The organism is Natronolimnohabitans sp. A-GB9, from assembly GCF_030848565.1.
Classification (GTDB): domain Archaea; phylum Halobacteriota; class Halobacteria; order Halobacteriales; family Natrialbaceae; genus Natronolimnohabitans.
In genome coordinates, this window is sequence record NZ_JAVDDV010000004.1 from 57,680 (window position 1) to 71,924 (window position 14,245).

Sequence of the window (14,245 nt, forward strand, 5' to 3'; positions counted from 1 at the left end):
CAACGCAACCACCCCCTTACAATGAGTTCGAGAGTGACGTTCGGAACGATCAAACGCGTCGGCGCGATCCTGATCGCGATCGTGATCGTCCTCGCTGCGGGGATCATCGTCGGTCAGGCCCCGGCGCTGTTCGGCGTCGAGGACGATCCCGAGGCGTCGATCGAGTTCGAGGATCAGCGAGGAGACGGCGAGGCCGTCGTCATCGACGAGGTCTCACTCTCCGACGGCGGCTTCGTCGTCCTGACCGACGGCGGCGACGACCCGATCGCGGTCTCGGACTACCTCGAGTCGGGGACCCACGAGAACGTGACCGTCGAACGCGCCGAGGACGCCGACGAGGAACTCGTCGGCCGACTTACCGCGACGGTCCACCAGGACACGACCGGCGACGGGGAGTACGCCTACGAGGAGACCGACGGCGAGGAGGATCGGCCCTATCTCGAGGCCGGGTTCCCCGTCTCCGATACCGCGACGGTGACGACCGACGAAGAGGACGTGATCGGGGACTCCTTTGCGGTCGAGTCGGTCGACGCGCCCGACTCGGCGACCACCGACGAGGAGATCAACGTCACCGCCGAGATATCGAACCCGACCGATCTCGAGACGCAGCAAAACGTCGACATCCGTCTCGACGGGACCGTCCTCGAGCGACAGGCGGTCGAACTCGAGCCCGGAGAGCGCGCCGAGGTCGACTTCGAGATCGAGACGGCTGGGACGCCACCCGGCGACCGGATGATCGGCGTCTACACCGAGGGCGACGGCGAACTCGAGTCGATCGAACTCGAGTTCCACACCGAGCCGACGGTCGAGATCGTGGACGCGAGCGAGGACAACGTCTCGGTCGACGTCGCGACGCCAGTCGACGGCTTCGTCGCCGTCGAGGCGGACAACGAGACCATCGCCACGAGCGAGGCACTCGAGCCCGGCGAACACAGCAACGTCACTGCGGAGTTCGAGGAGAACGTGACTGTCGAGGACGACGACGAGCTCACGGCCGTCCTCTACGAGGGCGATCCGGACGACCTCGAGGCGGCGACGCCGTTCGAGGACGACGACGAACGCGTCGAGACGACGGTTACGCTCGAGGAGATCGAAGCCGAGGCCGACGACGAAGCCGAAACCGGCGACGCCGAAGGCGACGCTGCGGGCGACGAAGACGAGACGTAGCGTCGACTGCCAACCGACCGATTCTTACCCGCCCCGTCCCTATCGACGGGCGATGGACGCGCCGCTGTGGACCGACACCCACGCCCCCGAGCTGGCCGAGTTGCCACAGGACGACGCTCGCGAGTACCTAGAGCGGGCCGTCGACGAGCCGATCAACCTCCTCCTGCAGGGCCCGCCCGGTAGCGGAAAGACGGCGGCGGCGCGCGCACTCGCCCGCGAAGCGCACGGGGGTTCCGAATCGTCGTCCGACGATTCTGAAACACGCCGGACCTCGTCCGGCAGTGGTCCGGACAACGACCTGATCGAGATCAACGTCGCCGACTTCTTCGGCCGGACGAAAACCGAGATCAAGAACGATCCCCGCTTCGCCCAGTTCCTCGTCGGTCGTTCCTCGATGTCCAAACGGGACATGATCAACCACGTCCTAAAGGAGTCGGCGAGCTACGCCTCCGTCTCCGGTGAGTACAAGACGATCCTGCTCGACAACGCAGAAGACGTCCGCGAGGACTTCCAGCAGGCCTTACGGCGGATCATGGAGCAACACCACCGGACGACACAGTTTATCATCGCCACTCGCCAGCCGACCAAGCTCATCCCGCCGATCCGTTCGCGGTGTTTCCCCGTCTCCGTGCGAGCGCCCTCGAGTGAAGAGATCGTGGGCGTCCTCGAGGATATCGTCAACGCGGAGGACGTCGATTACGACGACGACGGCCTCGAGTTCGTCGCCGGCTACGCGGGCGGTAACCTCCGGCAGGCGATCCTGGCGGCCCAGACGACCGTCGAGGACGAGGGCGAACTCACGATGCAGGCGGCCTACGAGACCATCGGTGAGGTCGGCCTCGAGGACGAGATCGAGGAAATGTTAGACGACGCCGAAGCGGGGGAGTTTACGGACGCGCGCAAAGCGCTCGACGACCTGCTCGTCGACGACGGGCTCGACGGCGAGGAGGTCATCGACTCGATCCTCGGCGTCGCGCGAAAGCGGTATCAGGGCGAGAAACTGGCCCGGATGCACCGGCTGGCCGCCGACATCGAATTCGAGATGCACGAGGGCTCGAGCGATCGGATCCACGTCGGTCGATTGCTCGCCGAATTAGGTCGCAACGGATAGCGTTACAAGAGACGAGTCGCCCGATTGATGCCGTTTTCTGCGTCGTCTGACCGGGTACGGCGGGCGAGCATCGGTCGGAGGGTCGGATTCCCCGACAGAATACGCAGACGGTCAGTTTTCACTACTCATATATAGAATAATAATATAACTGAAATAGACATTTTTATCTATAGTTATTAAAATACTGTCTTATGTATGTCTGGTGGAAAGGGCAGCGACAACGAATTGAATCGGCGAACGATCTTACGAAGAACTGCCGCGGGAACTGTCGGCACGGGATCAGCGCTGAGCGCGCTTCTCGGGACTGTAAGCGCCGAAAAGACGACTCGGGAAGACCTCGACCGAATCGAGGACGCACCCGGCGTACAGGAGATTCTCACCGAACTCGGCGTTCATCGACTTCCCGGCCCGGGACGCGCCGAAAAGCGGCGGATCGAAGACGACGGATGCCTCACCGAAGGCGAACTCGTCACGTGGAAGATCGAGATTCGCCCGTACGGAATCCTGCACGCGTTCGAATACGAGGAGCGGATCGGTGCGGTATTCACGTTCGGCCCCGACACCGCGAAGACCCCGGCGGGATACTCAATGGCAGCCGAAGCGAACGCGTCGTTGGGTACCAGCGGGTCGGATCTCGTCTTCAGTCGTAACGCCACCGATGCCGAGACCGAACACGTACTATCCGTGATCGACGTCGACGGCGACATCGACAGCGCGAGAGTACACGCCACGACGGCGGCCGACGGGTTCCGGGCGACCGTTCAGGTTGCGTCCGAAGAAACGGACGAACTCGATACGCGTGAGTACGTCGTTTCCGTCGGTGCTGACTTCGATCCGCGATCCGAGTCGCTGTCGGACGTACTCACCGTTGAGGACGATGCGGCGGACATTCTGATACCTGAACCGCTCACCCGGACGGCTGCAATTTCGTTCCCTGATCCCAAGGATATCGCCCTCGAGGTCATCAAGACCTGGCTCGTCGACAATGTGGTCACGGAAAGCCTCGAGTTCCTGGGGCGCGAATGCGATTCCTGTGGTGACTGTGCGAACGTCATCATCGACGTTCTGGGCGGTTGTTCCCTGTGTAGACCCCTCATGGGAACAGGTGCATCCGGTGTCGGTGCAATACTGTTCGTGACATGTTACTACGCGTGGTGTGGCAAAGTGTCGGACAAGGTGGAGTGTGCCGCCTGTTTCGCGTGCCTGCTCACGAACGAAGATCCCGACATCCCCGACGAAGCGGACGCGCTCGCGTGGGTGTGGGACGAGCTGCCGTCACCCCCATCGCGCCCCTCTATCCTCTGAACGGGAACGGGCGCGACCCTTCTCGGATCGTCTCGATCGGTTCGCCGGCACCGGCGCGAGAACTCAGTGACTCCGATCGAGGAGATCTGGCTTGACGAGTATCGCCACACCGTAACCGATCGCAAAGAGACCGAGGTAGATGGTTCCCGAACGGAGATGGCCTGCCGCACCTAACCAGAACGCGATCCCCCCCACCACGGCCAGTAGCGCGCCGACGACTCGATCGTTTTCGGAACTGTCCATGAGCACGTAGAGCAAGACGAGGAGGAACCCGGCGACGAAGTAGCCGTCTCCGATATCGTACGCTCCCGTTACGAGACCGACCAGCCACGCCAGGGGGGCGACGAGGAGTACGGCGATGAAGATCCACCCGAGACCGTCGTCAAGCAGACGTTCTCTATCGATCTCCGGTTCCATAATTTAACTTTCATAGAACAGTTGATAACCGTTTCGCCACGACTCGAAACGGCGGTTCCCAATGTCGAACCTACGGCGCTGGTCGTCACGGCATCGAGTTCGAGATGCACGAGGGCTCGAGCGATCGGATCCACGTCTCGCATCTACTGGCGGAGCTGGGACGGGACGCCTGACGGCCGTCGGGCTCGTCCTGACGAGTGACGCGATCGACAGCCTCGACTCGAGGGGGCCGTGGGACCGCGGCGAGGGGTGAATCGGTCATCGTTTTTGCGCGCTCGACTTCGTTCGCAGAACAGTTCTCGAACCCGGTCATCGTGTTCGAGGACATGAGCGGTATCCGTGACGCTATCGAGTACGGGGCGTATATGAACCGCCGGTTGCACAAACTTCCGTTCCACAAGTTCGAGACGTTCGTCTCGTACAAGGCGATGTGGCGAGAGATTCCGACGGATGAAGTTGATGCCTACCACAACTCGAAGACGTGTTCGTGCTGTGGAGAACGCGGGTATCGACAAGGTCGGCGGTTTCGGTGTACGAACGACGAGTGTGATGTGGGGCAAGACCACGCTGACCGGAATGCGTCGGTGAACATCGCGTGGCGTGAGAAGGCGAAACTTGACGGTAACACGACGGATTACCGGACTCACAGAACCCAGCCGCAGGTTCGGTTGGTGCGTCTGTCCGGGTCGGGGCGTGTAAGCCGCCCAACCTCATCCCGCTCGCTTGCCGAGCAGGGAGTGCTAGCGCAGGGCTGAGGGAATTACAAAAGCCTCGGGCCACCGCGCCCGGGTTGTTTACGCGAACACGGATGAACGACTCGTTCGACACGCTATACGGGGCGCTGAACCGACTCGACGAACTGACCGATCCGATCTATCTGGACGGAGCCGAGGAGAACCTCGGTGCGTGTCTGTACGCGCTGGACAAGATGGCCGAGTCGGCCATGGAAACAGACGCCCTCGGCGAAGCACACCGCCATCGAAAACTCCGGACCGAGGTGGAAGCTGCCAGCGAGCGGGGTGAAGTCGTTGCGATTCGCCGATCCGACGCGCTCCGACTGTCGGTAACGCTCCACCGGTACCGGGAGAAGCTTCGCGAGCGCGGCGACACGGCCGGGGCTGCGGATATCGACCGGACGATTCGCGTTATCGACGGGCAACTCGAGGAGATGGCCGCCGAGACGGCACCGGGAGAGACGAACTGCTCGTAACTGCCCCTTCGACGAGTCTTCCGAAACCGTTGCAGTAGACGCATGCGTTCAGTGAGTGTCTTCTTGACCCCCTCGTGCGAAGTGAGCCGTATGCCGACGATCCTCGAGACGCACATCGAGAACCGATTTCGCGTCCAGCCAAACCACGCGAACAACAACGACACGCTCCACGGCGGGAACTTGATGAAGTGGCTCGACGAGGTCGCTGCGATGTCGGCGATGCGATTCGCCGGCGAGACCTGTGTCACCGCACGCGTCAACGAACTCGACTTCGAGCGCCCGATCGGGATCGGCGATACGGCCGTCGTCGAGGCCTTCGTCTACGAGGCGGGCCGGACGAGCGTCCACGTCGGTCTTCGAGCCTGGCGCGAAGAACCCAGAAGCGGCGAGACCGAACGGACGACCGAGTCGTCGTTTACGTTCGTCGCGATCGACGACGACGGCACCGCGGTTCCCGTCCCGGAACTGTCAGTCGAGTCCGAGCGTGGACGGGAGCTTCGAGAGCGAATGCTCGAGGTCGACGAAAACCTGTAGGATCAGTCCCTCGCCACCGACTCCTCGTCCGCCTCGACTTCCGTTTCGTCGGGCTCGGGCTCGGGTGGCTCCTCGAGTTTCCGCAGGCGAGCCTTCATGATCCGGGTGTTCTCGACGTTCTCGACGGTGATGCGGACGCCGTCGTAGGTGATCTCCTCGCCCTCCTCGACGAGCCGGCCCGCGCGGTTGAAGATGAAACCGGCGATGGTCTCGAACTCCTCGCCCTCGGGGAGGTCGATCTCGAGGGATTCGTTGACGTCCTCGATGTTGACCTCGCCGCGGACGATGACGGTCCGCTCGTCGAGGGACTCGATCGGCTCTTCCTCGCCGGATTTGAGGATCTCGCCGACGATCTCTTCGATCATGTCCTCGACGGTCACCAGCCCCTCGGTGGTGCCGAACTCGTCGATGACGATCGCCATGTGCATCCGGTTTTCGCGCATCTCGGTCAGCAGTTCGTCGACGTTTTTCGACTCGGGGACGTGTAACGTCGGCTGAATGAGATCCTCGAGTTCGAGGTCTTCGGCGTCGGTCTCGCCGTAGTTGAGATCACGGACGAGATCGCGGATGTGGACGACGCCCTGGACGTTGTCGAGACTGCCTTCGTAAACTGGCACGCGGGCGTGGCCACTCTGAATACAGGTCTCGATCGCCTCGTCGATGTCGGCGTCTTTGGGGACGGCAGTCATGTCCAGCCGAGGCGTCATCACCTCCTTGACGATCGTATTGTTAAAGCGGAAGATCCGCTGGAGCATCTCGTGTTCTTCCTCCTCTAAGACGCCCTCGCGTTCGCCGGACTCGATCATCTCCTGGATCTCGTCGCGGGTGACGTAGGGAGATTCGATGGCGCCCGTCGAACCCGTGAGTTTGTTGACCTGCCGCGTGAGGTAGTCGAAGAGGACGATCAGCGGGTAGAGCAGGTACTCCGTGGCCTTCAGCGGCTTCGAGATACGGATCGCCCACGACTCGGTGTTCTCGACCGCGTAGGATTTGGGGACGCTCTCACCGAACAGAAGGACGATGGCCGTGATTCCGAACGTCGCCAGCAGGACGGCCTCGAGCCCGCCGAAATAGAGTCCGAGCAGTGCCGTCGCGATCGAGGACATCGCGATGTTGACGATGTTGTTACCGACCAGAATCGTCACCAGCAGCCGGTGTGGGTCGTCCTTGAGCGCCTTGACTAGCGCCGCGCCCGGCACCTCGTCTTCGACCATCCCCTCGATGCGGTGTTTCGGGAGGTTGAACATCGCAATCTCCGAGGAGGAGAAGAAGCCGGAGAGCCCGATGAGGACGACGACGGCGAGGGCGCCGAGAATCGTCACCGTCGACTGCGCTAGCTCGAGTCCGACGACCGGGACTTCGTAGACGGCAAACACGACCTCGAGGGGCGGAGAAAACGCCATTGATGTCGAGCATAACGGCCGGATCGGTTAACCGTTTACCATTTTCCCGTTTCGTGCCGGGTTCGAGGCCCAACCCGCCGGCGACGACACGTTTACCCGCTCGTTTCTCGAACACCGTCGTATGGGAGCATCCGCCAGCAACGCCGGTGGCGCACAGATCACGTTCTACCGGCTCCAGGGCTGTCCGTACTGCGAGCGCGTCACCCGACTGCTCGAGGCCTACGACCTCGCGTACCGATCGCGGTTCGTCGACGCGATGCACTCCGAGCGCGACGTCGTCAAACGCGTCGCGGGCGTCCGATCGGTGCCCGTCATCGTCGACGCGGAGACCGGTGTCACGATGGCCGAGAGTGCGAACATCGTCGACTACCTCGAGTCGACCTACGGAGACGGAACGGCCGCGGAGACGGACGCAACCGCGGCTGAAACCGGGGGTGAGGACTGATGCCGGACTTCGACGTCATCGACTTCGACGCCGCAGACTCCCCCGGACGGGGAGAGACGGCGCCCGACTTCACGCGACCGCTGGTCACCGACGAGTTCTGGGAGGACCGCAGCCTCTCCGACGTCGTCGCCGACGAGGGCCGGACGATCCTCGTGTTCACGTCGATGATCGGCGCCTACACCAGCAAGTACGTCTGGGACGAACTCGCCGAGCGCGACTGGTTCGACCGCGCCGACCGCATCGTCGGACTCTCGGCGGCGACGCCGTACGCCATCTCCGCGTTCCTCGACGACAACGACCACCCGTTCGCCGTCTTCGCCGACCCGGCGAACGACGTCGCCGGCGAGTACGGGATCGTTCACGACCTCGACGGAATGGAGGGGATCAGCGAACCACGCATGGCCGTTTTCGTCCTCGAGCCCGACCTGACCGTCGCTGACGCGTGGGTCGCCGACGAGTGGCCCGAGTTCCCGCCCTACGACGACCTCGAGGAACGGTTCGGACTCGAGGCGTAGTCGCACGGCGTCGTCGCCCTCGGAGCAGACGATACATTTTTTGCCGCGATGAGCCGAGTTGGAGCCGAATGAGCGAACTCGACCGTGCGGCGGCCGCGATCGAAGCGGGGGAACTCGTCGTCTACCCCACCGAAACCGTCTACGGCCTCGCCGGGGCCGCGCTCGACGCCGACGCCGTCGAACGAGTGTTCGAGGTGAAGGGACGGGACCGATCGAAGCCGATCTCCGTTGCCGTCCCGTCGGTGCCGTCGGCGCTGCAACACGTCCGCGCGACCGAGCGAGAACGTCGGTTCATGGCGACGTTTCTCCCCGGTCCCGTGACGGTCCTCTGTCGTCGCCGCGAGGACGTTCCGGACGCGCTCACCGCGGGCAACGACCGGGTCGGCGTTCGCGTTCCGGACCACGACCTCGCGCTGGCGCTCTGTGAGCGGGCCGGGACGCCGATCACGTCGACGAGCGCCAACGTTAGCGGCCGAAAGAGCGTTCGCCGCCTCGAGGACCTCGATCCCGAAATCCGCGACGCAGCCGCGGTCGTGCTGGACGGCGGTCGGACCGAGGGGACGGAGAGTACCGTCGTCGACGTCTCGACGGAGACGATCCACCGGCGCGGCGCACTGGCCGACGAGATCGAACGCTGGTTCACGACGCGGTGACGCCGCGTCTCTTCTTTTCGAGCGACTACCCTGACCCGCCGGTGACCCGCCCCGTACCGCTCGCGCGAAAGTCAGTCCGCCGCCTGGTCGTGATCCGCCGTTCCCTGTGGGTTGCCGCGAGCGCCGGACAGAAGATCGAGCGCCTGTCGCGGCAGCGATTCGACGAACCGAAGAATCGCTTTCGGACCGGTTACGGGTCCCGGTGCCCGGTAGAACGCGATCAGCGACCACATCGTCGCGACGCCGATGGAGCCCGCCGCAGAGAAGGTCATACCCATCGTCGCGTAGGTGAACGCGTAGATCGCCCCGATCGTCATCGACGGCACGCTCGAGCCGAGTGGCACACACGCACTCGAGTTTCGAGCCGTCGGTGCGAGGAACGCGATCGAGAGGACGCTACCAGCCAGGAAGATGAAGTCTTGCCACATCATCGGTAAAACTCATTACTCGGACTCGAGTAAAAGTCTCTCGGTATCGGCTTGGCCTGACGATCGAAACGTCCGAATACGTTAGTTTCAGGCGCCATTAGCTGTGTTTTCCGTTCGCACGAATTTCCTCGATCACGCTGGATCGCCCCGTCAGTCGAGTCTCAGCAGCGACCGAAGCGTCCGCGTCCGGACGCCACATTGGGCGGCGAACTCGCAGGCGTCGCACTTGGCCCGGTTATCGATTCTGGCTGGCGGGCCATCGAGTTCACGCACCGTCCGCAGCGTCCGGCGATACCGGGCTTTTCGACGGGTCGTCAGGTCGACCGAGCGGATCTCGCCGTAGGCGGGATACTCGAGCCACGCCCGGGTGACCCGCTGTTGGTGTTCCCAGGCCAGCGCCTTCGCGGCCGCGACGGCGTGGACCGACTGCGCCTCCCAGACGCCTTCGTCGGGCGGTTCACCGGTCGAAATCAGGACGGGCTCGAGCGGATCCTCGAGGACCTTGTGAACGATCCCGCGACAGTGGCGACCGGTTGCGAGGACGCCTCTCGCTTCGGGCTCTCGGAACTGGTCCCACCGACCGCACTCGACGAGTCGATCGCGGGTCGCTCGCAGTCGGTCCCGGTACCGACCCGCGGCGACGGCGATCGGTTCGGACTCGAGGGCGCCAGCAGGCGACTCGAGCAATTCATCATATCGATACGCGAGCGCGCGTATCGACTCGACCGCCGGTGGCGGCTCCCGGTCGTACTCGTCGTCGGTTCGCTGGTAGTAACACTTCCGCGGGCAGTAGGCGGCCGTCCGCAGGTCGCTGAAAGGGACGCGAGCTCGAGACACGGACGGTCTGGCCGTCCCTTGGTATAAAAAGCCTCGTCCAAAAACGGAGGACGCGTAGCTATCCGCGAGTTGAATATCTGTGCTGTATGCCGTAGACGATTGTACCGAGCGCGAGCGAAGCGAGCGCTCGGCTTTTTTCATCGAAGTTTTTGCTCGAGCGGTCGGCCTTCGGCCGACCCGAGAGGAACAAGTTCGGTTCTTAGAACTCCACGTCCGTCTCCATGCCCTCCGTCGCGTCCTCGAGGCCGTCTTCGCGGACGTCGGTGGTCATGCGCTCGGAGAGTTCGGAGTCGGCGAGGACGCTGTCGAACTCGTCGCGGTAGCGGTCGTTTGCGGTCCGGGACTCGTCTTCGGCGGCGGCGATGCGGCGGTAGCGCCGAATCTGAGTTTCGTCGACGTCGTACTCGTCGGCGAGGGTGGCGTCGTCCTCCTCGCGGTTGCGGATCGCCGCGAGGTCGACCTCGTCGGCGTCGTCCTCGTCGACGAGGTGCAACGCCATTCGGGCTTCGAAGACGGTTTCGGGCTCGACGCCGAGCGCGTCGGCGATCTCGGCGTCGCTGTCGCCTTCGTAGAAGGACTTCGCGACCGTGATGAGCTCGTCGTCCGACAGCGAGACGTCGTCGAACCCGTACCGTTCGCGCATCTGCTGGACGACGCTCTCGAGGCGCTCTTCGGTCGACCGCTCGTCGCGCTCGAGCGACCCGCGGGTGTCTTCTTGCGATTCGGTGACGGTCTCTTCGCCGTCGGTGACGTCGGTGAAGATATCTCGGAGTTCCTCGGTTTTGTCGTTCATGAGTGGACACTCCCGACGGGCGGCTATTTAAGGCTGTTGCCGTGTAGCCTTGGTACGGATGCGGACACTATCGAGGTGTCACCGGGCTCGAAAACGCGCGAGAATCGTAACCTGCGTTCGACGTCGTAAGCGTTGCCATAGCCGAAAATCCCTTCCACGGCTCAGTCGATCATTCGAGTTCGCCGGGACGGACTGGGGACGTCTACTCATTCTTGATCCGTACTACGACGACGGCGAACGTGATTGTTGCCCAGTTCAAAATTTTTATTTATGTAATATTCGGATTAATGTATACGAATGGACGAAGTGTTTGTCGCTGGGCTCGGCGCACAAATAGTGCTACTCGTCGGTATCGTCGGAACGGTGGTCAGCGACTCGTTTTCCTTTTGGCCGCCGGGCGACAGAGACTGGCGCTTCTGGACGTACTGGACGGCGAGTACGATCTTCACCGGATCGGTTCTGGTGCTCGCGGTTCTGAATAGCGGGACCCTCGCGATACCACTGTGGATCAGATACGCCGGCGGTGCCGTTCTCGCGTTCAGTGTGGTATTCACTGCGGTCTCGGCGTACTATATTCGAACCGCAACGCTCGGACTCGAGGGGCAGTTGTACACCGGCGGTGCGTACCGATACACGCGGAATCCACAGTACGTCGGGTTCATCGGGGTCGCAGTGGGACTGATAGCGACGGCGGCCGCGGAGCTACTCGTTCCGCTGTTGACGCTCTGTATTGCCTGGCTGTGGATCCACCCTCGTCCCGAGGAAACGTGGTTGGCAGAGCAGTACGGGGGCGAGTACGAGGAATACTGCGAAAACGTTCCCCGATTCGTCGACAGTCGGACCTTCCGTCGGCTTCTCGAGGACGTGCAAGACCGGAGCTGAGCCGAACGGTGATCGAGCCATCAATAATCATTAATAATATAAATGATTGATTTATATCTATAGCACATGGAAGGTATATCGAACCAAGCGGTCCTCAATGCAGCGTTCGTGCTACTCGTCGGGATTTACTTCGCCTGGTCGACTGAAACGGCATTCCTGACGGTGCGACGAATATCGAAAATGCTCCCGATCACGCTCGCGTGGGTTGCGTTGACCGGGGTTGGAATCGTGGTGGCGATGAAACCGATCGGTCCCGGGGGCATGGAATGGAGTAATCTCGTCGGAGTGATTATCGCGATGACGCTCGCACACTGGGGGCAATGGTTCATAAACGATATCACCGACAAAGAGATCGATAAGGAGTCCAACGCCGACAGGGCCACCACACAGGGACTCATTTCGGAACGTGAAGCGATTGCCGTCGGAGTGACGTTGATGGGATTCGCCGTCGCATATGGCGCCACCGTCAACTACCTCGGATTCCTGAGCACACTGGCGTGGGTTCTCGCCGCGATGGTATACACGGTCCCGCCGATTCGTCTAAAAAACGGAGCGATCTCGAGTCTCCTCTGTTTCGGTATCGGCGGATTCCTCTCCGTAATCCTCGGTAGTGCGGCCGTCGGAACCTCTCTATCGGCCGATGCGTGGCAAATAGCGACGGTGTTGGCGCTCGTAATTATCCTTACGATCTCGTACCAGGACCTCAAAGACGCAGAGCACGATGCGAAAGCCGGTGTCGATAATCTCGTCGTTCGCTACGGGAAAGACCGCCTCACCAGAATACTGGTCGTCGCGTTGCCGTCTACGTTCGTTCTTACCCCAATACTGTTCGGCGTCTACTACGTCGTCCCGTTTTTCGCCGTTCTCGGCGGGTTCGGGTCGTATATTCTCTGGTCGTGGGACGGGGGAGAGGCTACGGACCGCGCTGTCACGGTCATCAACGCAGTGTTTTTCGTTTCGTTTGCAGTCGCGTTCTATCTGTCGTAGCTCCGTCGTACGCGCGATCTCTATCTATCGATCTCTATCTATCGGTATTTTAGCGCGTTAATGCGCGAAACCGTTATCGGTCACGGACATGGACCCGAAGCTTGACCGGACCCGGATCGAGTGAAACCTTCCACGTGGGGTCGATAGACTCAGTGACGGGTTCGAATTCCATTCGGCGGACCATTGTCGCGAGTACGAGTTGTAATTCGGTCATGGCAAATCGCATGCCAATACAGTGACGCGGTCCACCTCCGAACGGGAAGTACGCGTACTCGGGCCTGTCACGGTTCCAATCGCCGTTCTGTTCCGCCTCCGGAAGCCACCGATCCGGACGGAACGATTCGGCATCGTGCCACCAGCGTTCGTCCAGATGAACAGAAGACAACGGTAACTGGAGGGTCGACTCCGGCGAAATTCGATATCCCCCGAGCGTGGTCGGTTCGTGGGGCTGACGGTGAATGAAGGGAAACGGTGGATACAGACGCATCGACTCGTTGATTACGGCTTCCGAGAGCGTCAGTGAACCGAGGTCGTCGATCGTCGGGTCGTGGTCTCCACAGACGGTATCGACTTCGCACGCGAGACGCCGCTGGGTCGCGGGATTATTGGCGATTAGCCAGCAGGAATACGTCAGTGCGGTTGCGCTCGTCTCGTGTCCGGCGACGAGAAACTGAACGAGTTGATCGGACACTGCGCTCGGCGAGAGCTTCGTGCCGTCGGGATACTCGGCCATCGCGAGCAGCGAAAGCAGATCGTCACTTTCCGTTTTCGACTCGCGATGGTCGTGGACGAGCGATTCAACGAGGGCGTCGAGGTCGGCCATCGCTCGATCGAATTTCCTTTCCGGTTTGCTCGGCAGCCACGACGGGAGTGCTGCTCGGACGCCGAGCATCTCGGCGTCGACGTACTCGCCGAGGGCATGAACCATCCGAACGACGACGTCCGCGCGCTCGTCGTCGAGATCGAGATCGAGCAGCGATCGGGTCAGCACACCCAGGGTGAGCATGGACAGTGCGTCTCGAACGTTCACGACCGTTCCGTCGGCCCACCCTTCGACTAGCCGGACCGTCTCATCGACCATGTCGGCCGCGTACGATTCGATCCGTTTCGGCGTGAACAGTGACTGCAGAAGACGCCGCTGCCGCTGCCAGTCACTACCCTCGGCGTAGAACACGCCGTCTGGGGCGACGATATCACCGAACTCACTCTCGAACTCTCCTTTCCAGAACTCGTCGTCACGGGAAACGAGAACAGCCTCGACGAGTTCGGGATTCGAGACCGCCACGAACTCGCGACCGAATGCCTCGTAGCTCGCGACGTCTCCGTACTCACCGATCGATCGGACGAAGTCGAGCGGATCACGGACGAACGATACCGTACTCCCGATGACCGGTAATCCGTCGGGACCGGGTGGTCGGTCAACAGCGTTTGCCGCAGGTTCCGTATTCTTCCTTGCGTGTGGTCTCGTCATCGGCAATTAGTTCGTCCCAAACCGATTTCTACTAACTATATAGTTATTTTGAGTTTTATATTACAGCATGGATGTATATGTTCCGGT

17 protein-coding genes and 1 pseudogene are annotated in these 14,245 nt (G+C 61.9%); 12 read left to right on the forward strand and 6 right to left on the reverse strand.

What is annotated here, in order from left to right; translation table 11 throughout:
• The first annotated feature begins 21 nt into the window (after positions 1 to 21).
• The 3 genes from RBH26_RS06945 to RBH26_RS06955 all read left to right on the forward strand — a co-directional run bounded on the left by RBH26_RS06945 (position 22) and on the right by RBH26_RS06955 (position 3,583).
• A complete protein-coding gene (locus RBH26_RS06945; RefSeq protein WP_306757458.1) occupies positions 22 to 1,167 on the forward strand; it encodes a DUF4179 domain-containing protein in 1,146 nt (381 codons plus the stop codon).
• A gap of 52 nt (positions 1,168 to 1,219) precedes the next feature.
• Positions 1,220 to 2,278: an AAA family ATPase gene (locus tag RBH26_RS06950; RefSeq protein WP_306757460.1), complete on the forward strand. Its 1,059-nt coding sequence runs from the start codon at positions 1,220 to 1,222 to the stop codon at positions 2,276 to 2,278.
• Positions 2,279 to 2,473: 195 nt separating this feature from the next.
• Entirely contained in the window at positions 2,474 to 3,583 is a 1,110-nt protein-coding gene (locus RBH26_RS06955) for a hypothetical protein (protein WP_306757461.1), read from the forward strand.
• A gap of 63 nt (positions 3,584 to 3,646) precedes the next feature.
• Here RBH26_RS06955 and RBH26_RS06960 read toward each other — a convergent pair whose 3' ends face one another.
• On the reverse strand, positions 3,647 to 4,000 hold the full coding sequence (locus RBH26_RS06960) for a hypothetical protein (RefSeq protein WP_058864734.1): 354 nt from the start codon (positions 3,998 to 4,000) through the stop codon (positions 3,647 to 3,649).
• Between the two features lie 61 nt (positions 4,001 to 4,061).
• Here RBH26_RS06960 and RBH26_RS06965 point away from each other — a divergent pair, with 61 nt between their 5' ends.
• From RBH26_RS06965 to RBH26_RS06980, 4 genes and pseudogenes are all read left to right on the forward strand, one after another.
• Positions 4,062 to 4,253: a hypothetical protein gene (locus RBH26_RS06965; protein WP_306757698.1), complete on the forward strand. Its 192-nt coding sequence runs from the start codon at positions 4,062 to 4,064 to the stop codon at positions 4,251 to 4,253.
• A 31-nt stretch (positions 4,254 to 4,284) separates the two neighbouring features.
• Positions 4,285 to 4,755: pseudogene (locus tag RBH26_RS06970) on the forward strand (zinc ribbon domain-containing protein); the annotation flags it as partial.
• 53 nt (positions 4,756 to 4,808) lie between these two features.
• On the forward strand, positions 4,809 to 5,210 hold the full coding sequence (locus RBH26_RS06975; RefSeq protein ID WP_306757464.1) for a hypothetical protein: 402 nt from the start codon (positions 4,809 to 4,811) through the stop codon (positions 5,208 to 5,210).
• A gap of 90 nt (positions 5,211 to 5,300) precedes the next feature.
• Positions 5,301 to 5,744, forward strand: coding sequence for an acyl-CoA thioesterase (locus RBH26_RS06980; protein ID WP_058864732.1), 444 nt, complete (start codon positions 5,301 to 5,303; stop codon positions 5,742 to 5,744).
• A 2-nt stretch (positions 5,745 to 5,746) separates the two neighbouring features.
• Here RBH26_RS06980 and RBH26_RS06985 read toward each other — a convergent pair whose 3' ends face one another.
• Positions 5,747 to 7,147, reverse strand: a complete 1,401-nt coding sequence (locus tag RBH26_RS06985; protein WP_306757465.1) for a hemolysin family protein — start codon at positions 7,145 to 7,147, stop codon at positions 5,747 to 5,749.
• A 121-nt stretch (positions 7,148 to 7,268) separates the two neighbouring features.
• Here RBH26_RS06985 and RBH26_RS06990 point away from each other — a divergent pair, with 121 nt between their 5' ends.
• From RBH26_RS06990 to RBH26_RS07000, 3 genes are all read left to right on the forward strand, one after another.
• Positions 7,269 to 7,592, forward strand: a complete 324-nt coding sequence (locus RBH26_RS06990) for a glutaredoxin (protein ID WP_058864730.1) — start codon at positions 7,269 to 7,271, stop codon at positions 7,590 to 7,592.
• Complete coding sequence (locus RBH26_RS06995; RefSeq protein ID WP_058864729.1) at positions 7,592 to 8,107, forward strand: redoxin domain-containing protein; 516 nt, start codon at positions 7,592 to 7,594, stop codon at positions 8,105 to 8,107. Before RBH26_RS06990 ends, RBH26_RS06995 begins: the two co-directional genes overlap by 1 nt.
• Positions 8,108 to 8,175: 68 nt before the next feature.
• Positions 8,176 to 8,760 carry an L-threonylcarbamoyladenylate synthase gene (locus RBH26_RS07000; RefSeq protein WP_058864728.1) on the forward strand — a complete coding sequence of 195 codons (585 nt, stop codon included), beginning with the start codon at positions 8,176 to 8,178 and terminating at the stop codon, positions 8,758 to 8,760.
• Positions 8,761 to 8,831: 71 nt separating this feature from the next.
• Here RBH26_RS07000 and RBH26_RS07005 read toward each other — a convergent pair whose 3' ends face one another.
• From RBH26_RS07005 to RBH26_RS07015, 3 genes are all read right to left on the reverse strand, one after another.
• Complete coding sequence (locus RBH26_RS07005; protein WP_306757466.1) at positions 8,832 to 9,191, reverse strand: hypothetical protein; 360 nt, start codon at positions 9,189 to 9,191, stop codon at positions 8,832 to 8,834.
• Positions 9,192 to 9,338: 147 nt separating this feature from the next.
• Entirely contained in the window at positions 9,339 to 10,025 is a 687-nt protein-coding gene (locus tag RBH26_RS07010; RefSeq protein ID WP_007259494.1) for a hypothetical protein, read from the reverse strand.
• Positions 10,026 to 10,224: 199 nt separating this feature from the next.
• The gene (locus RBH26_RS07015; protein ID WP_007259493.1) at positions 10,225 to 10,818 is read right to left on the reverse strand and encodes a hypothetical protein; all 594 of its coding nucleotides are present in this window, start codon (positions 10,816 to 10,818) and stop codon (positions 10,225 to 10,227) included.
• Between the two features lie 297 nt (positions 10,819 to 11,115).
• Between RBH26_RS07015 and RBH26_RS07020 the strand changes: the two genes are divergently transcribed.
• Together RBH26_RS07020 and RBH26_RS07025 are read left to right on the forward strand one after the other, a co-directional pair.
• Positions 11,116 to 11,700 carry an isoprenylcysteine carboxylmethyltransferase family protein gene (locus tag RBH26_RS07020; RefSeq protein WP_049889306.1) on the forward strand — a complete coding sequence of 195 codons (585 nt, stop codon included), beginning with the start codon at positions 11,116 to 11,118 and terminating at the stop codon, positions 11,698 to 11,700.
• 180 nt (positions 11,701 to 11,880) lie between these two features.
• Positions 11,881 to 12,687, forward strand: coding sequence for a UbiA family prenyltransferase (locus RBH26_RS07025; protein ID WP_049889305.1), 807 nt, complete (start codon positions 11,881 to 11,883; stop codon positions 12,685 to 12,687).
• A 73-nt stretch (positions 12,688 to 12,760) separates the two neighbouring features.
• Here RBH26_RS07025 and RBH26_RS07030 read toward each other — a convergent pair whose 3' ends face one another.
• Positions 12,761 to 14,158 (reverse strand): cytochrome P450, encoded by a 1,398-nt coding sequence (locus RBH26_RS07030; protein ID WP_058864760.1) that lies wholly within the window; start codon positions 14,156 to 14,158, stop codon positions 12,761 to 12,763.
• Positions 14,159 to 14,245 lie beyond the last annotated feature (87 nt).

Excerpts from the sequence above, each read along its gene's own strand:
- RBH26_RS06945 (WP_306757458.1), top strand. The coding sequence starts at position 22 with ATGAGTTCGAGAGTGACGTTCGGAACGATCAAACGCGTCGGCGCGATC.
- RBH26_RS06950 (WP_306757460.1), top strand. The coding sequence starts at position 1,220 with ATGGACGCGCCGCTGTGGACCGACACCCACGCCCCCGAGCTGGCCGAG.
- RBH26_RS06955 (WP_306757461.1), top strand. The coding sequence starts at position 2,474 with ATGTCTGGTGGAAAGGGCAGCGACAACGAATTGAATCGGCGAACGATC.
- RBH26_RS06960 (WP_058864734.1), bottom strand. The coding sequence starts at position 4,000 with ATGGAACCGGAGATCGATAGAGAACGTCTGCTTGACGACGGTCTCGGG.
- RBH26_RS06965 (WP_306757698.1), top strand. The coding sequence starts at position 4,062 with ATGTCGAACCTACGGCGCTGGTCGTCACGGCATCGAGTTCGAGATGCA.
- RBH26_RS06975 (WP_306757464.1), top strand. The coding sequence starts at position 4,809 with ATGAACGACTCGTTCGACACGCTATACGGGGCGCTGAACCGACTCGAC.
- RBH26_RS06980 (WP_058864732.1), top strand. The coding sequence starts at position 5,301 with ATGCCGACGATCCTCGAGACGCACATCGAGAACCGATTTCGCGTCCAG.
- RBH26_RS06985 (WP_306757465.1), bottom strand. The coding sequence starts at position 7,147 with ATGGCGTTTTCTCCGCCCCTCGAGGTCGTGTTTGCCGTCTACGAAGTC.
- RBH26_RS06990 (WP_058864730.1), top strand. The coding sequence starts at position 7,269 with ATGGGAGCATCCGCCAGCAACGCCGGTGGCGCACAGATCACGTTCTAC.
- RBH26_RS06995 (WP_058864729.1), top strand. The coding sequence starts at position 7,592 with ATGCCGGACTTCGACGTCATCGACTTCGACGCCGCAGACTCCCCCGGA.
- RBH26_RS07000 (WP_058864728.1), top strand. The coding sequence starts at position 8,176 with ATGAGCGAACTCGACCGTGCGGCGGCCGCGATCGAAGCGGGGGAACTC.
- RBH26_RS07005 (WP_306757466.1), bottom strand. The coding sequence starts at position 9,191 with ATGATGTGGCAAGACTTCATCTTCCTGGCTGGTAGCGTCCTCTCGATC.
- RBH26_RS07015 (WP_007259493.1), bottom strand. The coding sequence starts at position 10,818 with ATGAACGACAAAACCGAGGAACTCCGAGATATCTTCACCGACGTCACC.
- RBH26_RS07020 (WP_049889306.1), top strand. The coding sequence starts at position 11,116 with ATGGACGAAGTGTTTGTCGCTGGGCTCGGCGCACAAATAGTGCTACTC.
- RBH26_RS07025 (WP_049889305.1), top strand. The coding sequence starts at position 11,881 with ATGCTCCCGATCACGCTCGCGTGGGTTGCGTTGACCGGGGTTGGAATC.
- RBH26_RS07030 (WP_058864760.1), bottom strand. The coding sequence starts at position 14,158 with ATGACGAGACCACACGCAAGGAAGAATACGGAACCTGCGGCAAACGCT.